General features: G+C 63.5%; 14 protein-coding genes and 1 pseudogene. 8 read left to right on the top strand and 7 right to left on the bottom strand.

Features of this window, described 5'->3' with window-relative positions; genetic code table 11:
- Positions 1–256: 256 nt before the first annotated feature.
- The 6 genes from ACQR1B_RS26460 to ACQR1B_RS26435 form a co-directional block, all read right to left on the bottom strand.
- Complete coding sequence (locus tag ACQR1B_RS26460; RefSeq protein WP_434834999.1) at positions 257–1255, bottom strand: cupin domain-containing protein; 999 nt, start codon at positions 1253–1255, stop codon at positions 257–259.
- 31 nt (positions 1256–1286) lie between these two features.
- A complete protein-coding gene (locus ACQR1B_RS26455; RefSeq protein ID WP_434834998.1) occupies positions 1287–2528 on the bottom strand; it encodes a Zn-dependent hydrolase in 1242 nt (413 codons plus the stop codon).
- A gap of 3 nt (positions 2529–2531) precedes the next feature.
- On the bottom strand, positions 2532–3413 hold the full coding sequence (locus tag ACQR1B_RS26450) for an alpha/beta fold hydrolase (RefSeq protein WP_434834997.1): 882 nt from the start codon (positions 3411–3413) through the stop codon (positions 2532–2534).
- An 11-nt stretch (positions 3414–3424) separates the two neighbouring features.
- The gene (locus ACQR1B_RS26445; RefSeq protein ID WP_434834996.1) at positions 3425–4570 is read right to left on the bottom strand and encodes a pyridoxal phosphate-dependent aminotransferase; all 1146 of its coding nucleotides are present in this window, start codon (positions 4568–4570) and stop codon (positions 3425–3427) included.
- A 7-nt stretch (positions 4571–4577) separates the two neighbouring features.
- Positions 4578–5357 carry an SDR family oxidoreductase gene (locus tag ACQR1B_RS26440; protein ID WP_434834995.1) on the bottom strand — a complete coding sequence of 260 codons (780 nt, stop codon included), beginning with the start codon at positions 5355–5357 and terminating at the stop codon, positions 4578–4580.
- A 68-nt stretch (positions 5358–5425) separates the two neighbouring features.
- A complete protein-coding gene (locus tag ACQR1B_RS26435) occupies positions 5426–6142 on the bottom strand; it encodes a GntR family transcriptional regulator (RefSeq protein WP_434834994.1) in 717 nt (238 codons plus the stop codon).
- A 224-nt stretch (positions 6143–6366) separates the two neighbouring features.
- Here ACQR1B_RS26435 and ACQR1B_RS26430 point away from each other — a divergent pair, with 224 nt between their 5' ends.
- Genes ACQR1B_RS26430 through ACQR1B_RS26405 form a run of 6 tightly spaced genes read left to right on the top strand, consistent with a single transcriptional unit; the run spans position 6367 to position 11941 of the window.
- Complete coding sequence (locus tag ACQR1B_RS26430; RefSeq protein ID WP_434834993.1) at positions 6367–7224, top strand: ABC transporter ATP-binding protein; 858 nt, start codon at positions 6367–6369, stop codon at positions 7222–7224.
- Positions 7221–8000 carry a class II aldolase/adducin family protein gene (locus tag ACQR1B_RS26425; protein ID WP_434834992.1) on the top strand — a complete coding sequence of 260 codons (780 nt, stop codon included), beginning with the start codon at positions 7221–7223 and terminating at the stop codon, positions 7998–8000. The genes ACQR1B_RS26430 and ACQR1B_RS26425 overlap by 4 nt, the downstream gene beginning before the upstream one ends.
- A 23-nt stretch (positions 8001–8023) precedes the next feature.
- Positions 8024–9040, top strand: coding sequence for an ABC transporter substrate-binding protein (locus ACQR1B_RS26420; RefSeq protein ID WP_434834991.1), 1017 nt, complete (start codon positions 8024–8026; stop codon positions 9038–9040).
- Between the two features lie 56 nt (positions 9041–9096).
- Positions 9097–9852, top strand: coding sequence for an ABC transporter permease (locus tag ACQR1B_RS26415; protein WP_434834990.1), 756 nt, complete (start codon positions 9097–9099; stop codon positions 9850–9852).
- Positions 9849–10607, top strand: a complete 759-nt coding sequence (locus ACQR1B_RS26410; protein ID WP_434834989.1) for an ABC transporter permease — start codon at positions 9849–9851, stop codon at positions 10605–10607. The genes ACQR1B_RS26415 and ACQR1B_RS26410 overlap by 4 nt, the downstream gene beginning before the upstream one ends.
- Positions 10608–10636: 29 nt before the next feature.
- Positions 10637–11941: an LLM class flavin-dependent oxidoreductase gene (locus ACQR1B_RS26405; RefSeq protein WP_434834988.1), complete on the top strand. Its 1305-nt coding sequence runs from the start codon at positions 10637–10639 to the stop codon at positions 11939–11941.
- 35 nt (positions 11942–11976) lie between these two features.
- Here ACQR1B_RS26405 and ACQR1B_RS26400 read toward each other — a convergent pair.
- A pseudogene (locus tag ACQR1B_RS26400) lies at positions 11977–12127 on the bottom strand (nucleoside hydrolase); the annotation flags it as partial.
- 16 nt (positions 12128–12143) lie between these two features.
- Here ACQR1B_RS26400 and ACQR1B_RS26395 point away from each other — a divergent pair.
- On the top strand, positions 12144–12674 hold the full coding sequence (locus ACQR1B_RS26395; RefSeq protein WP_434834987.1) for a TetR family transcriptional regulator C-terminal domain-containing protein: 531 nt from the start codon (positions 12144–12146) through the stop codon (positions 12672–12674).
- 1664 nt (positions 12675–14338) lie between these two features.
- Complete coding sequence (locus ACQR1B_RS26390) at positions 14339–15373, top strand: ABC transporter substrate-binding protein (protein ID WP_434834986.1); 1035 nt, start codon at positions 14339–14341, stop codon at positions 15371–15373.
- The last annotated feature ends 76 nt before the right edge of the window (positions 15374–15449 follow it).

Genomic DNA, 15449 nt, shown 5'->3' with positions numbered 1-15449 from the left:
CCGGACACGGGGTTTGGCAAAAAGCGTAGCATTCAGAGATGCTTACACGCGGGGGGTGGTGCGCTCGGAGGGCGGATATTTCTACCGCAAGTTCAATGGCCTGCCTCGCGAGCCAAATAAAAGGGTGCTTTTCAAACCGAGAATGTGCACTTGGACAAGGTCCAGCATTTTACTTGCCGCCGGCCCTCAATCCGAGATGACTTCCCTTGCATCGCTACGACTTGCCTGCTTTTCCTCCCCGACGGGCCGGACAGGATCACGAATCGTTCCGTTCCATGTCGAGAAATGAAAAGCCCATGGTGCGGGCGTGGTAATGCAGCCCGCCATCCTGGACGATCAGAAACATTGCACGACGATCGCCGTGATTATGATGGGAATGCGGCGCGCCCGGCGGCGTTACGAGCGTACCCCAGGCACTCCAGTCGCACCGATTCCCGTCAACCATCGAAAAGCAGGCATCGCCGCGCACGGCGAGTGTGATCGCCGCCGAATTGTGCCGGTGCGCACGCTGATGATCTGCCGCGGGCAAGGTATTCAGCGACAACGTCAGTGTCGGCATGATGTTGCGATTCGCTTCTAGACGATCGGACGAGAAGATCAACGCGAGCCCGGAGGTCGTCTCATTGGTGGTCATCTCGTCGATGATGCCGATCTGCCGTTCGATTTCCGCCGCCGGATAGTGCACCGGTTCGATCGGGCCCCCCGCCGGGGGATGCGGCAGGGCCGCGTCGAGCGCAAGTTGCGGCTCGTTGCTGACCAGCCAGAGCACGGCACGCTCACCCGCCGTGTGGATCGCAACGCTCCCGCCAGGCAGCAGGAAAATGTCGCCCGGCCCCCAGGTCAGCACCTCGCTATTGAAGGCGCTCGTTCCACGTCCGTCGATCACATACCAGATCGAACCGGTGGCCACGAAATCCGAGACAAGAGTTTCTCCCGCAGCGATGACCGCATAGCGCGCAAGCATCAGCGGCGTGGTGGCTGGAAAGGCACAGCCCATTGCTTCTGCCTGATCGCACACGATGAAGCCGGTCGGGGCGTCGGCTGCGAGTGCGCGCCGGGCTTCGTCGGCAAAGTCGCGGGCCGGCACGGGGGGCAGCTTGATATTGAAGGCGTTGCCGGAGTTGAAGAAGCGCGCACGGGCGCCGGCCGCATCGACCGGATTGCTCGCGCGCTGCGCGGGCAGATCGGCCATATCCTTCTTCTTGATCGCATGTCCCTCGATCACTGCCGCTTTCTCGCGGGCCAATTCCGCCATCTCGCTCTCCTCAAGCTTCGGGGGCACGGGATCATTGGGAAAGGGCAAGATCTCGCAGCACTTGCGCCAGGACAGACGCGCCGGCCGCGATATCAGCCGGCTCGGCCCATTCATGCTCGACATGGCTCACGCCGCCGCGGCATGGGATGAAGATCATCGCGGCGCGGCAGACCTTGGCGAGATGACGGGCGTCGTGGCCGGCGGCGGAAAGGATGGCCATGGCGGAGTGCCCCTGCTCCCGCGCGGCTTCCGCGATGCTGGCCCGCAGGCGCTCATCGAAGACGTTCGACGGCGCATCGACGAGCGGCTTCACCGTCACCGCGCACGGGGAGGTATTCTCAGCGCAAAGAGCTTTGATCCGCGCGCCGGCCGCATCGAGCACGGCATTGTCAGGGTGGCGCAGATCGATGCTGAAGCTGACAAGCGACGGCACCACTGACGGCGCGTTCGGCATGACCGTGACGCGGCCGATGGTGAATTTGATCTCGGCATCGATGGTGCCGATCTCGGCATGAAGGACGGTCGCCATCTTTGCAAAGGCCGCGAGCGCATCCCGTCGCTCAAACTGCGCCAGCGTGCCGGCATGGCCCTCGGCGCCCTCCACGACGACCTGAAAGGTCTTCTTGCCTTGAATGCCTGTGACGACGCCGATCGTGCGTCCGGCCGCTTCCAGCAATGGCCCCTGCTCGATATGCAATTCGAGATAAACCCCGGCCGCAAAGCCGAGCGGCTTGTGCGGCACATCGGGGAAAGCCTGATGAAGGCGATCGAGCGCCTCACCAACGGCGATGCCGTCGGCATCGCGCGCGGCGCGGATCGCATCCATGCCGCGCTCGCCTGTAAAGGCCTCCGAGCCCATCATTCCCGGAGCGAAACGCGAGCCCTCTTCGTTCATCCAGGCGACGACGATGAGGTCGCACGCGGGCGTCTCGCCCTGCTCGGCGAGCGACACGACCGCCTCCAGCGCCGCCATCACGCCGGCGGCGCCGTCAAACTTGCCGCCGGTCGGCTGGCTGTCGAGATGGCTGCCCAGGAGAAGCGGCGGCGCTGCGCGATTGCGGCCGGCCAGCGTCAGGAACAGGTTTCCCGCCGCATCCGTCGACGGCGTCAATCCCGCTTCAACCGCCCAGCCGATCACGCGGCGCCACGCCGCGATCTCGCCGTCGCTCAAGGCCTGACGGTTGACCCCGCCAGCCGGCGTCGCACCGATCTCGGCGAGCGACATCAGACGGGCCCAGAGCCGGTCGGCGTTGATCAGAGGTGGGCTCGTCATGGACTACGTCGTGCGCATGATCTGGCCCGGCAGCGCGCGGGGATCGCGTGGCAGCCAGCGTCCGGCCTCGACCTGCGCGATGAACTCGGCAAGCAACGCGTTGAACGCTGCCGGCTCTTCCAGATTGAGCGTGTGGCCCGTCTTGGGGAACACCGAGAGACCGCAAGCCGGAATGGTCTTCTTCAGGAAGATGCCGGGCTGCAAGCAGTGATCGTCCTCGTCGCCGACGACGACCAGCGTCGGCACCATCATCTTTTTCAGGCCGTCTTCGAGATCGTAGAAGGACGGACGCCGCGCCTGGACACCGCGCATGGTGTTTGCGGCGCCGCGATCGGAATGCGTGGCGAGGCGATCAGCGAATTCCTGCCAGCCGCGCGGATCCTTGTTTTGGAACTGGACCCGGCTCGCGCCGAGCGCATAGACTTTGGAAAACTCTTTCGCGCCCTGCTTCTCGAAATTGTCGGCGACTTCGAGCGATACGCCGCGAAAATACGCCTCGAATTCCTTCTCGCAGCCGTAACCCGCACCGGCGACCGTCAGCGACAGCGCGCGCTCCGGCGTCCGCAGGCCGAAATGCACCGTGCAGAAGCCGCCCATGGAAAGGCCGACGATGTGCGCCTTATCGATTCCGAGCGCGTCGAGTACGGCGACCGCATCATCAGCGGCGATCGCCTGCGAATAGGCCTCGACGCTGTCAGGCACGTCCGACGGCGGATAGCCGCGCGCGGCATAGCTGATGCAGCGGTGGCGCCGGCTGAAATAGCGCAGTTGCGGCTCCCAGCTCTCGTGATTGCCGCCGAATTCGTGGATGAAGAGGATCGGCGTCCCCGCGCCCGCTTCCTCCACGTGGAGCTTCACGCCGTCCTTCGCTGTGATCATCGTCATCGGTCTTGTTCCTAGAATTGCGGCTGCAGGTCGTTCAGCGTACGTGCCTGTGCGACCATCTCCGGCAACAACGTGCAGAGCTTTTCGACCCAGGCCTGCGGCACCGAGGTGCTGATCTTAACAAAGCGGTCGCCAAAACGCTGGGTGTGATAGGTGCCCTGACGGATCATGATGCCCTGGCGGCGATAGCACTCGACCAACGCCTCAGGGCGAATGCCGGCCGCGATGGTCTCCAGAACGAGGAAGTTGCCGTGCGAGGGCATGATCGGCAGCGCGAGGCCCTCGATACAAGCTGCCGCCTCCTGGATCATCGCCTTGTTGGACCGGTCGGTGCTGCGAACCTTCTTCATCCATTCGGCCTTGACCGATAGCCCCGCCTGCGCCGCGCGCTGAGCGATCACGCTCGCGCCGAGCACGCTGCTGGAGGTCTGCGCCAGTTCCTCGAACAGGTCAGGAGCCGCGACGAGCGCACCGATGCGCAAGCCCGCAAGACCAAGCCATTTCGAAAAGCTGGTCGAGACCACAGAGCCTTGTGGCGCGACATGAAGTGCCGGCGTGTGGCCGTCGGCGAAATCGCGATAGGTGCAGTCGTGCACCAGCAGCGCACCGCAATCGCGTGCGATCGCGGCGAAGCTTTCGATTTCTTCGCGGGTGTAGCGGATACCGAGCGGGTTGTTGGGATCGACGAGATAGATGATCGCGGTGCGCTCATCGACATTGGCCTTCAGTGCCTCGGGCGTCAGGCGATAATTGCAGGCAGGATCGTAGATCGGAATCTCGATCACTTCGGCGCCCTGCTGGCGCGCGAACAGGCACGGCCATTTCCAGGTCGGATCGGTCGTCACCAGCGTGGTGTCCGGCTTGCAGCGGGCGCGACAGATCATGGCGAGCGCGTTGACGCCGCCCTCGGTCACCAGCGCTTCCGCGCCTGGCGTGCCGAGGTCGGCGACGATCGCGGCGCGCAGCGCCTCGAAGCCGAGCGGCGGGGCATAGGCATTGAACTCGCCCGCCTCGATCGAGCGCAACATCGCCTCGCGTACGGCGGGATGGCTCTCGATATGATTGGTGTTCTGGCCGAGCCAATGGAGCCCTGGCGTCGCCGAGAGCTCGTCAAAATAGCGGTTGCGGACCAGCGCCGCGGATTGAGCCCCCGACATCGACACCTCAGATCACAGAGCCGCGCGCGGCGATGCCGCCGTCGATCGTCACCACCGTGCCAGTGATGTAGCCGGACCGCGGCGAGGACAGGAAGGCGACGAGGTCAGCGACCTCTTCCGACGTCGCCGGCCGCTTGCCCGGATATTTGTCGAACAGCTCCTCCCAGCGGCTTTCGTCGCCGAGCATGTCAATCGCCTTGCGCTTCATGATCTTGAGCATGCGGTCGGTGGCAACAGGCCCCGGATTGACCGCGACGACCCGCACACCATGGTCGAGACTGCGCCCGCCGAGCGCCTTGGTGAACGACATCAGCGCCGCATTGCCGGTCGAGCCGGCGATGTAGCTCGCATCCCAGTTCTCACCGGAATTGCCGATAATGTTGAGGATGACGCCGTCCCTGCCCTTCATGCGCGGATAATAGAGACGCGACAGGGTGATGTAGCCGAACACCTTGAGATCGAAACCGCGCCGCCAGGCGGCGTCGTCGAGGATCTCCAGCGAGCCGGCCGGGATGTCCCCAGCATTGTTGACGAGGATGTCGATATCGCCGACCTCGGCCGCAAGCTTCTCCATCGCAGCGGTGCTCGACAAATCGAGCGCATGAATCGTGATCTTCACGGCATGGCGGGCTTCGAGCTGCTTCTTGGCCTCCAGCATGGCCTCGCCGTTGCGGGCGGCGAGATGCAGATGACACCCCTCCGCGGCGAAGAGCTCGGCCACCGCCAGTCCAATTCCTTTCGACGCGCCAGTGATCAGGGCGGTCTTGTTCGTCAGCTTCAAGTCCACACGAGGCCTCCATTATGCACGCTCGATATACAATCAATAGCAATTTGCATACCAACAGCCGGACCGCTTCATTCGAAGGCGGCGAGGAAGTCCAGCAGATTGTCGCCGAGCAGGTTGACGTGGTCGCGCATGGCGCTGTGCGCCCGCTCCTGATCGTGCGCCAGGATCGCCTGCATGACCGCTTCGTGCTCGCGGACGGTGTCGGCGATCCGGTTCGGCATGCGCGTGACCCGGCGGCGGTAGGCAGCGACCTGATTGCGTAGCTTGCGGGTTTGATCGGCCAGGAAGACGTTGCGCGAGGCTTCATAGATCGCTTCGTGGAATTCCTGGTTGACGTCATAGAACACATCGATGTCGCCGGCTTCGCCTGCCACTATAAGCCGCTGGTGAATCTGGCCTATTTCGGCACCCCAGGCCTGCGAGACGCGCCGCGCTGCAAGCCTTGCGCAGAGCCCCTCCAGCTCCGCCATGACCTGAAACATCTCGATCAAGACCTGCGCCTTGATGCTGCGGACCGCCGCTCCCTGCCGTCCCCGCAGCTCGACCAGATTGTTGGCGGCCATCAGGCGGAACGCCTCCCGCACCGGCGTGCGCGAGACGCCAAAACGCTGGGCGATCTCCTGCTCGTCGAGCCGGCTGCCCGGCTCAAGATGCCCAGCCGCGATCCCCCCCTCGAGCTTCTGGCGCAAGCTCTCGGCGAGCGTCATGCCGGGGCTTGCGGAGAGGGTCTCGCGCCTATTTTTGACGCGCTTGCCTGCCCTATGTGCACCAATCTCCGTCATCATGTTTCTCCAATGCCAATATACGTATACATATTGGCGCCGATATTCCCGCGAATTCACCAGACCTCGCCCGGAGATGCTGGTCTATCCGGTCTTTTTGCTGTCGACCTCGCAAGTCTCATGCCTGATTTGCTGAGAAATTGCACTGGCACACGAGTTGCTACGAGATTTCGACGCTGCCCGCTTTCGTATGCGAATGGCCGCCGCCATTATACAAGGACATCCCGGTGCAGGCCGTCCGCCTCCCCGATCCCGGACCGACAATCGAAGCGGCTCAGGCCAAGCCTGGGCCGCTGCTCGAGCTACGCGCGATCAACAAGACCTTCGGCTCCGTCGCGGCGCTGTCAGGACTTCAGGCGAGCGTCGCTCCCGGCGAGTTCGTCACCGTCGTCGGCCCCAGCGGCTGCGGCAAGAGCACGCTGTTCAATATCGTCGCGGGCCTCGAAGAGCCCGACGCCGGCGGTATCCTGCGTTTCGAAGGCAACAGCTGCCACGCGGCCGACCTGCTCGGCCGCGTCTCCTTCATGCCGCAGCGCGACCTGCTGTTTCCCTGGCGCAACGTCGTCGACAACGCCATCCTCGCCCTCGAGGTCGAGGGCATGAAGCGCGACGAGGCGCGCGCCAAGGCACGGAAGATGCTGCCCGAGTTCGGCCTTGCCGGCTTCGAGAAGCAATATCCCAATCAATTGTCCGGCGGCATGCGCCAGCGCGTCGCCTTGATGCGCACCTTCCTGTTCGAGCGCGACCTGATGCTGCTGGACGAGCCTTTCGGCGCGCTCGATGCGCTGACGCGGGCGATGATGCAGCGCTGGCTGCTCGATGTCTGGCAGAAATACCGCCGCACCATCCTCTTCATCACCCACGACGTCGATGAAGCCATCTTCCTCGGCGACCGCGTCCTGGTGATGACCGCCCGTCCGGGCTCGGTGAAGCTCGAACAGGTCGTCGACCTCCCGCGGCCGCGCAAGCCCGAGATCGTCACCTCCCCCGAATTCGTACGCCTCAAGCGTACGCTGCTCGATGCGATCGAGGAAGAAAGCATGAAGTCGTTCCAGTCCTCGATCGCGCAGGAGAAGTCGCCGTGAACGCGATGTCAGGAAAAGAACCCCGCGGGATCGATCCGGCCGAATGGGATGCCCGTGTCAAACTCGCCGCCTGCTATCGCATGGTCGCAAAACTCGGCCTGGACGATCTGATCTACAATCACATCTCCCTGCGCGTGCCCGGCCACGACGATCAATTCCTGATCAACCCCTACGGCCTGCTGTTCGACGAGATCACAGCGTCGAGCCTCGTCAAGATCGACACCAAAGGCAACAAGCTCGACGACACGCCGCATGCGGTCAATGTCGCGGCCTTCGTCATCCATGCAGCGATCCACACCTCGAATCATGACGCGGCCTGCGTGCTGCACACCCACTCCGACGCGAGCGTCGCGGTCTCCGGACAGGAGAAGGGCCTGCTGCCACTCAGCCAGTTCGCGATGCGCTTCTACGAGCGGCAGGCGTTCCACGATTACGAAGGCGTTGCCATCGACCTCGACGAGCAGGTGCGCCTGGTACGCGATCTCGGCCCGCACAAGGTGATGCTGATGCGCAACCACGGCATCCTCACCACCGGCCGCACGCCGGGCGAGGCCTTCATGCTGCTCTATTATTTCGAGCGCGCCGCGCGGATCCAGCTCCAGTTGCAGGCTGCCGCCGCAGCCGGCGCCAGGCTGGTGATGCCGCCGCACGAGGTCTGCGAGAAGGCGGCCCGCCAGTTCTGGGAATTGCAGGGCGACATCCTCGTGCCCGGCGAACGCGAATGGCCGGCGCTGATGCGCCAGCTCGACCGTACCGATCCTTCCTATTGCAATTGATTTTCACCGTCTGGAGTAAGACCATGTTGAGCCGACGCCACGCCTTCTCCGTCCTCTCCGCCATCGCATTGGCGACCGGCTCGCTGGTCACGGCCGCGCCTGCCGCCGACTTGCAGAAGGCGAGCCTGCGCCTGAAATGGCTGCCGCAGGCGCAGTTCGCCGGCTTCTACGTCGCGGCCGCCAAGGGCTACTACAAGGCCGAGGGCATCGACCTCACCATCAATCCGGGCGGACCCAACCTGCTGACCGAAAACCTGGTCGCGACCGGCGCGGATACGTTCGGCCTGTCGGGCGGCACCGACAGTGTGTTCGCGGCCCGCGACAAGGGCCTGCCGATCGTCTGCATCGGCATCTCGCACCAGATCACGCCCTTCATCTTCGTCACCCGCAAGGACGGGCCGGTCAAGACGATCCAGGACTTCAAGGGCAAGACCGTCACCACCTGGTTCACCGGCGCCAATCACGTGCTGAACGGCATGCTCGCGAAGGAAGGCATCAAGCCGGATGAAATGAAGATCCAGCCGCAGCAGGTGTCGGTGACGCCCTTCGTCGACGGCGCCGTCGATGTGGTCACCGCGACCTATTACAACGAGTTCTATACGATCCAGTCGCGCATGCCGAAGGACAGCCTCAAGACCTTCGTCGCCGAGGATTATGGCATCACCTTCCCGCGCGACACGCTGATCGTGGCGGAAGCGACCGCCAAGGAGAAGCCGGAGCTGGTCAAAGCCTTCCTGCGTGCCTCGCTAAAGGGCTGGAAGGATGCGTTCTCCGATCCCAAGGGCGCCGTCGATACCGTGATGGCCGCAGCCCCGACGCTCGACCGCGCGCAGCAGGAGTTCATGCTGACCGAAGTCAAGCGCCTGATGACAGCCGGCGCGGCCGCGAAGAATGGCACGTTCTGGATCGATGGCGACACGGTGAAGACCGTCCACGACTTCTTCCTGAAATACGGCGTGATCTCCAAGCCGATCGATCTTGCCAGCGCCTATGACGCCAGCTTCATCCAGAGCATCCCGCAGGCGGACCGGCTGCCGTGAGCAGCCCTGCTGCGACATCGCTTGGGAGCGGCCGCGCAACCGCGCGGTCGATCGCGATGCCGGTTACACTGCGCAAGCTCATCCGGCTCCTGCTCGGTCTCGCCATCGCCGCCGTGATCTGGGAGGGCGCCGTGGTGCTGTTTGGCATCCGGCCCTATTACCTGCCGCGCCTCAGCACCATCCTGATGGCGATGGCGGCCACGCCCCGCGCCTATGTCGACGGCTTCCTGCGCACGCTGGCGGAGACGCTGATCGGCTTCGCTTCCGGCGGAGCCTTTGGCGTCCTCATGGGCGTCGTGTTCTTCCGCGTCCGTGCGCTGCGCGAGATGATCTTTCCGATCTTCGTGGTTTCGCAGACCATTCCAGTGATCGCCTTCGGCGCGCTGGTGGTGCTGTGGTTCGGCAATACGCTGCTCGCCAAGGCGATCATCGCATTCTACCTGACCTTCTTTCCGGTGACGGTGAACACCCTGCTGGGCCTCGAGAGCGTCGATCCCCGGCAGGTTGACCTGATGCGCAGCTTCGGCGCCTCGAACCGCCAGCTTCTGCTCCGCCTGCAGCTTCCGACCGCGCTGCCGCAGATCTTCGTGGCGCTACGGCTGGCCGCATCCTTGAGCCTCGTCGGCGCCATCGTCGGCGAATGGTTCGGCGACACCACCGGGCTCGGCGTGCTGCTGCTGCAAGCGATGTTCACCGAGAACGTCGTCGCTATCTGGGGCGCCCTGCTCGCGGCAGCCATGCTCGGCACCAGCTTCTATGCTGTCGTCGCTGCGGTAGAGCGGCGTCTCGTGTTCTGGAGCGCCGAGCAATGAGCCGCGCGCTTACCGCCCCCTCGCTCGCCGTCCAGCGCGGCATTCTCGGCGCGGTCCTTCTGATCGCATGTTGGGAAGGCGCAGCGCGCGGACTGCATCTGCCAGCCTATGTGCTCCCCGCGGTCAGCGACATCCTGCTTGGTCTCTGGTCCAAGCGCGCGATCCTCATTGACGCCGCCGGCTACACCCTGCTCGAAGCGCTGGCCGGCTACGGGCTCGGCTGCCTGATCGGCATCGGCCTTGCTGTCGCGATCGCCTTGCTGCCGGCGTTGCGTAGCGCGATCCTGCCGCTTGCAACCGCGATCAATTCGGTGCCGGTGGTCGGCTATTCGCCGCTGATCCTGCTTTGGTTCGGCATCGGCGTCAGCTCGAAGATCGTGATGGTGGCGATGGCGGTGAGCTTCACCGTCCTGCTGTCGATGCTGGCCGGTCTCGACCGGGTCGATCGCCGTGCCGTCGACCTCCTGAAAAGCTTTGGCGCGAGCCGCTTTGGCGTGCTGTGGCGGCTGCGGCTGCCGACCGCACTGCCGTTGTTGCTCGCCGGCATGCGCGTCTCGACGGTGCGCAGCGTGATCGTGGCGATCGTCACCGAGATGCTGGGCGCCCATGGAGGGCTCGGCTGGGTGATCTACCAGGCCGTTCTTCAAATCGACTTCGTCCAGGTGTGGTCGGCGATCTTCGTCGCCTCCGCCGCCAGCCTCGCCTTCTTCGGCCTGATCGGCATCCTCGAACGTAAAATCCTGTTCTGGACATGAAGCCAGGAAACCCGTCGGGAAAAAGCGCCATGAAACGACAGATGCATCTCGGCCTGTTCATCCTGGGTACCGGCAGCCATGTGGCGGGCTGGCGCTATCCCGGCGCGGTCGACAGCTTTCAGGATTTCGCCGCGATCCAGGAGATCGGCCGCACCGCCGAGCGCGGCAAGTTTGACCTGATCTTCATGGGCGACAATCTCTATGCCGATGCGGCCGCTCATCCCTCCTATACACTGCGACTCGAGCCCCTGACCATGCTGGCGGCGCTCGCGACCTCAACCAGCCATATTGGCTTGGGTGCCACCGTCTCCACCACCTACAGCGATCCATTTTCCGTCGCGCGCGTGTTCGCCTCGCTCGATCACATCTCCAAGGGTCGCGCCGCATGGAACGCCGTGACGACAGCCAACCCGGCCACCGCTGCAAATTTCGGCACCACCCATCCCGACCATGCCCGCCGCTACGAAATGGCTGGCGAGTTTCTCGATGTCGTCAAGGGCCTGTGGGATGGCTGGGCGGATGACGCCATCGTCGCCGACCGCGCCAGCGGCCTCTACATCGATCCGTCAAAGCTCCGCCCGATCGACCATGAAGGGGCGTTCTTCAAGGTGAAGGGCCCGCTGAACATCGGCCGCAGCCCGCAAGGCCGCCCCATCGTCCTCCAGGCCGGCGGCTCCGAGGCCGGGCAGGCGCTCGCCGCGCGCACCGCCGATATCGTATTTTCGGTGGTGCAGGACATCGATGAAGCCAAGGCCGGCTACGCCTCACTGAAGACGCGGCTGCCGTCATACGGGCGCAAGGCCGAGGACGTCACGGTGCTGCCGGGAGTGATGCCCGTCGTCGGCCGCACTGACAAGGAGGCCTTCGAGAAGCTCAACACCCTGCAGAGCTTTGTCAGCGGCAGCAACGCGCTCGCGATCCTATCCGACCGCTTCGGGCGCGACATGTCGGCTTACGATCTCGACGGGCCAATCCCCGACATCGCACCGTCAGACAGCTATCACAGCTTTGCCAGCGTCATGCTCGCCAAGGGCCGTCGCGAGAACATGACGCTACGCGATCTCTACAATCTCACCGCAGCCGCCCGTGGCCATTGGGTGCTGTGCGGATCGGCGGAGCGTATCGCCGATACGCTTCAGCTCTGGTTCGAGGAGTACGCCGCCGACGGTTTCAACGTCATGCCGCCCTACTTCCACGAAGGTTTTGAGAGTTTCGTCGATCTGGTGGTTCCGATACTCCAGGAACGCGGTCTTTTCCGCACTGACTACAGCGGCGCAACCTTGCGCGATCATCTCGGCCTGTTACGACCAAAAAACGCTCTCTTCCCAACCTAAGCGCCGCCTAGCATAGCGATCTATATCGCCGCTGAGGCGTTGTAAGGACGGGGCGTCTTGCTCCACCAGTCGACGACCGTCATGCCGGCCGCGAGAGCGGAGATCGTCTCGATGGCGACGTTTGCAGCGCCGTCTCTTGAACTCATCCGGCGGCAGCAGATAGGCGATAACGCTCGGATCGTGTAAAGAGAAGAAGACAGTCATGCGGACGCGAAAGCGCGCCAAAACGTTGGCCTTCGAGGCACGACCGACGAAGACGGCAGGCGTCGGCAAAAGGCATTCGCCGCGCCGGCACCGGCGCGCCGAACTCAAGAAGACCGCGATCCTCGATGCGTCCCCGACGCTGTTTTCCAGGCTTGGCCTGCACGGTACGACGCTCGACCAGATCGCCGAGACGGCCGACGTGTTGAAGACCAATCTGTTGTACTACTTCGCCTCGAAGGACGAACTCTATGCAGCCGTGCATCATCGGCTACTAGATGGCCGGTGGGCGTCGTTGCGGGAGCTCGGCGTGAACGATGATCCCGCCACCGCGATCGGCGACTATTTCAGGCGCAAGCTCGAATTCTCCCGCTGCCATCCGGACGCGGCGCGGCTGTTCTGCCTCGAGATCGTTCAGGGCGCGCCGCTGATCGGGACCCATCTGCGCACCATGGTGAAGGAACTGGTGAGCGAGCTCCGCCGAGTTGAAGGCGGCGCTTCCGGGTTCCATGCCTTCCGCACGGCGTTGTAGCCGAGCACCACATGCAGCTTCGGACCCGGGGGTCATGTCCCCGGCGTGGGGGAGTAACTCGGTGGAGCAAAGCCGTCCGCCCGCGCGCTCACCATCGCGCCGTAGCGGGTGGGGACACGATCATAACTTCAACACCCGGAGTTCTACCCGGCCCTACCGCCCGATCGCACGCCGCGCCTGCTCGATCCGAACACCTGACGCATCGATTGACGTCATCCGCCAGCCCTGAAATGTCAGTTTTCATCGACCAAGGAGCCTGCGCCACCTCAGACCTTGCTGAGCAGATAGGCCTTGCTTCCGCCGCCCTTGATCATAACACCGCCGCCCTGAAGGCCCGCGTCGACGGCCAGTGATGGCGGCGGGATCGCAACGGTCGCCGATCGCGCATTGGTTTGCTGGTCTCCAGCTGCGAGCGCACACCCGCGATGCTCTCTCGTGCTGCGGCCATCGTCCCGGTGGCGGTGTCGTTGCCGCAGCCCTTCTATACCGTGCCGGAGCAGTGCGTCATGGGGCCGCTGCCTCGCAGATGATGATCTTCGCCGAGCGTCAGCGCCGGCCCAAACTCCGGCGCAGATATCGCCCAAAGCTGCGGCGGTTCTCTACAAGCGCGCCCTCTCGCAGCGTGAACTGTCCCACGGACCAGACTATCGCGGACGGCGGCAACGCCAATCTGATGACCCCGGTGGGCTAGAGCGGCTATCGGCGCGGAGCCATGAGCCCGGGAGCAGATCCATACGGCCGATTGCATCCTCAGGCCCGGCTGACACACAGAGGCGCCCCATCGTGCTATCAAAATAGCAATTGTCGCTATTTTCGCGCGTTCAGATCCTTTGGCCCGCGCCGGAGGCCATTCGCCGGCCGGTGGAGGGAGACCGCCCTTTGCGCTGAGGCCCGCGAGCATGGACATTGGCTGCGATGATCGGTGGTTCTGGTCCGTGCCGCGCCGACAGTCCATCGACCTACGGACCAATTGCGCTGCGCGCTCCCTCAGAGCTTGTGAAACAATTCGATTTTCGCAGTTTTCGGGCAAGCTAAGTCGTTGATATGACTCATGCCGAAAACAGTCAAAATCGAAAGATTCACAGCCTCTCAGGGTGCAGGAGCGGGGCCTCAGAGAGCGGTCCTCAGGACAACGAGCACAGACAGCTGATCGCGCCTGTGACAACTCGCCACAGCCCGCCGTGAGCGACCTTTCAGCGGTGCGTAGCTCGTGACCGGGGAGACAGCGGGAGGAACTCCCATCGGTAGCCGAGCCTTTTGACCCAGTGAGCACATGAGCGCTGAAACGACTGGCCGCCGCGGCTTCGTTCAAGGACTGCATCGCTGCGGCCCGCCCTGCCCGATTCGCAAGCAAGCTTGAGACGTCGATGTTGCCCAGCAAATCCCAGAGCGACGCCCCGCAGCAAATCCGTCGTGCAACGCGTCGATCAGCTATCTGTCCGTCTCGTCCCGACGCGAACCAACAATCTTTGGTCGAATTTTAAACAGATGAACGTTTTCAGCACGGAAAAACTTTCCGGCTGCATACCACACATGCAACCTCAACGGGCTTTTGGCTTGCCGGGTCCGGTGATCACTCATATAGTTTTGATCCGTAGACGGCGGTGAGATCGAACTCGGTCTCCGATGATACGTCACTCCCCGCGCACAGCGAGATCAGACCAGTGCTGCAACGACGTCACTTTCTGACACTCCCGCTGTCTATGTTGTGTGTGCTACCAACTCTTGCCCATGCAGCCGCTCCGGTCGAAACAGCCAAGCTAAGAATAACCATTGGTGGAAAGGCGTTTCTGCAATACGCGCCGGTGACGATTGCAGAACGATTGGGCTTCTTCAAGGATGCGGGTCTCGATCCGGAAATTCTCGACGTGAGCGGTGGAGCCAAAGCGCTCCAGGCGCTCGTGGCGGGAAGCGCTGAACTCACAGCGGGGGCCTTCGATCACACCATTCAAATGCATGCGAAAGGCCAGCAGATCGTAGGACTCGTTCTGTTTGGCCGGCACCCAACGTTCGCGTTGGCACTGCGAAAAGAGCGGGCAGCGGACTATCGCGACCCAAGCAGTCTGAGAGGCATGACCATCGGGGTCACGGCGTTAGGCTCTCAGACCCAGTTCATGGTGGAGTATATCGCGCAGCAGGCAGGTGTCTCTCCGTCCGACATATCATTCGTCAGCGTTGGCGGTGGAACGGGCGCAGTTGCAGCGATCCGAAATGGGGCCGTTGATGCGGTTGTCACCGGGGAGCCAGCTCTCACGACATTGACAGCCGCCGGCGACGTCAAACTCGTCGCCGACACCCGCACCAACGACGGCACGATCGGAATATTTGGCGGCCTCTATCCTTCGGGGACAATCTACGCGCGATCGGACTTCATCGAGAGGAATCCTCGTACACTCGAGGCCTTCGCCCTTGCCATGGTGCGCGCGCTGCAATGGATCAATCGAGCGTCTGCTGAGGATATCGCCGACGCGTTGCCGGAGGAATGGGCGAAGCCCGATCGCGGTCTGTTTCTCGCTTCCATCCGGGGCACGAGAGACATGTTCTCGCCCGATGGCCGTTTCAGCGTCGAGGGTGCACGGATCGCACTTCACGTTCTGTCGACCGTTGATCCGCAATTGCGCGGTGTTCACGTCGATCTCGCTGCCACATATACCAATACGTTCGTCGACAAGGCTCTCCAGACGCTCGCGTCGAAATAACACGACGGGGAGCTGAGCCCAATGAATCCGCGCGCGATCCTGTGGCATTGAGAGTAGACTGTGGTGCCGCGACGTC

Source organism: Bradyrhizobium oligotrophicum, from assembly GCF_051168495.1.
GTDB classification, from domain to species: domain Bacteria; phylum Pseudomonadota; class Alphaproteobacteria; order Rhizobiales; family Xanthobacteraceae; genus Bradyrhizobium; species Bradyrhizobium oligotrophicum_A.
Note: the sequence above shows the minus strand (reverse complement) of the source record. Positions and strands in the feature narration are given on the sequence as shown.

Coding starts and splice junctions, on each gene's coding strand:
- ACQR1B_RS26460 (WP_434834999.1), bottom strand. CDS start 1,255: ATGGCGGAATTGGCCCGCGAGAAAGCGGCAGTGATCGAGGGACATGCG.
- ACQR1B_RS26455 (WP_434834998.1), bottom strand. CDS start 2,528: ATGACGAGCCCACCTCTGATCAACGCCGACCGGCTCTGGGCCCGTCTG.
- ACQR1B_RS26450 (WP_434834997.1), bottom strand. CDS start 3,413: ATGACGATGATCACAGCGAAGGACGGCGTGAAGCTCCACGTGGAGGAA.
- ACQR1B_RS26445 (WP_434834996.1), bottom strand. CDS start 4,570: ATGTCGGGGGCTCAATCCGCGGCGCTGGTCCGCAACCGCTATTTTGAC.
- ACQR1B_RS26435 (WP_434834994.1), bottom strand. CDS start 6,142: ATGATGACGGAGATTGGTGCACATAGGGCAGGCAAGCGCGTCAAAAAT.
- ACQR1B_RS26420 (WP_434834991.1), top strand. CDS start 8,024: ATGTTGAGCCGACGCCACGCCTTCTCCGTCCTCTCCGCCATCGCATTG.
- ACQR1B_RS26415 (WP_434834990.1), top strand. CDS start 9,097: ATGCCGGTTACACTGCGCAAGCTCATCCGGCTCCTGCTCGGTCTCGCC.
- ACQR1B_RS26410 (WP_434834989.1), top strand. CDS start 9,849: ATGAGCCGCGCGCTTACCGCCCCCTCGCTCGCCGTCCAGCGCGGCATT.
- ACQR1B_RS26405 (WP_434834988.1), top strand. CDS start 10,637: ATGAAACGACAGATGCATCTCGGCCTGTTCATCCTGGGTACCGGCAGC.
- ACQR1B_RS26395 (WP_434834987.1), top strand. CDS start 12,144: ATGCGGACGCGAAAGCGCGCCAAAACGTTGGCCTTCGAGGCACGACCG.